Source organism: Pseudomonas karstica (assembly GCF_009707515.1).
In the GTDB taxonomy this organism is placed as follows: Bacteria; Pseudomonadota; Gammaproteobacteria; order Pseudomonadales; family Pseudomonadaceae; genus Aquipseudomonas; species Aquipseudomonas karstica.
Genome location: NZ_WLYI01000078.1, coordinates 1 through 1,242, shown reverse-complemented (window position 1 = coordinate 1,242; position 1,242 = coordinate 1). Strand labels below are relative to the sequence as shown.

Genomic DNA, 1,242 nt, shown 5'->3' with positions numbered 1-1,242 from the left:
TTCGACGCAGATCGCCACTCGCGAATCCGGCTGCACGCCTTGCCCGCGAAGGTAATGCGCCAACTGGTTGGCCTTGGCATTCAGCTCGCGATAACTCAGGCGTTGCGCGCCATGCAGCACCGCCAGCGCCTCTGGAGTGCGCGCCACCTGGGCTTCAAACAAGCCGTGAACCGTCTGCTCCAACGGGTAATCGGCTTGCGTGGCGTTAAACGTCATCAGCAACTGTTCATGCTCGGCTGCCGGCAAAATCGACAAGCCACGTAATGGCGTATCAGGCGCCTGCTCCAACGCCTCTACCAACGTTTCCATCGCCGTATGCATGTAATCGCAGACACGCTGCGCGCCGACATGAGGCGCCACCAGCACCGTCAGGCTAAAGCCACTGCCCAGGTCATCGACGTTCAGGGTCAGTGGATAATTGGTCCGCTCCTCTCCGTTCAGGAGCGCAATTCCCTGCCATGCGTCCAACGTTTGCGCCGAAACAACGCTCGGCGCGCTGTGGCGATAGTTGAGTAGCGCACTGAACAATGGGGTCGGTGCCGGTACACCGCTGCAACGTTGGGCCAAGGCCAAGGACGCATGTTCATGCCCCAGCAATGCCGTCAGCCGTGCATGGGCCGCCTTGACGCCGAGCCGTACGCCTTGGGCGCCAATATCCACCCGCAGTGGCAAGGTATTGATGAACATCCCCAATGCCCGCTCGGCACCGTCGCCGCCCTGCATCCGGCCCATCAACACAGTGCCAAACACCAAGTCCTGTTTACCGGAGACTTTGCCCAGCACTTGCGCCCAGGCCAGGTGTACCAGGCTGGCGGCACTCACGCCGAGTTGGCGCGCCTGGGCCCGCAGGCGCAGGTCCAGCGCAACCTCGACGGGCCGGGTGTGTTCTTCAATATCGCGCCCGTCGCCCTGCACATCCTGCACACCGAACGGCAGGGTCGGCTCGTCAATGTCGCCGAGCATTTCGCGGAAGAACGCTTCATGGGCCTCGCGACTGACACCCAGTCGCGCCTGGGCCACATAGTTGCGATAAGGCACCGCATCGCCCACCGCGTTTGCCTGGCCCAGCAAGTACGCCTGCATTTCCTGTTGCACCACCTCCATGGCCACGTGATCGAGTGCCATGTGGTGAAACAGCAGCATCGCCACCCAGCGCTGGTTCGGCGCATCGTGGCTAAACGCGATGCGCATCAGCGGCGCCTGGGTAATGTCCAGGCGATAGTGCCGGGCATCGAACCGGCT

Annotated in this window: 1 protein-coding gene; it reads right to left on the bottom strand. The window is 62.6% G+C overall.

The features are described 5' to 3' along the window. Window positions 1-1,242: condensation domain-containing protein (locus tag GIR22_RS25775; RefSeq protein WP_154746090.1), on the bottom strand; the 1,242-nt coding region annotated here is incomplete at both ends.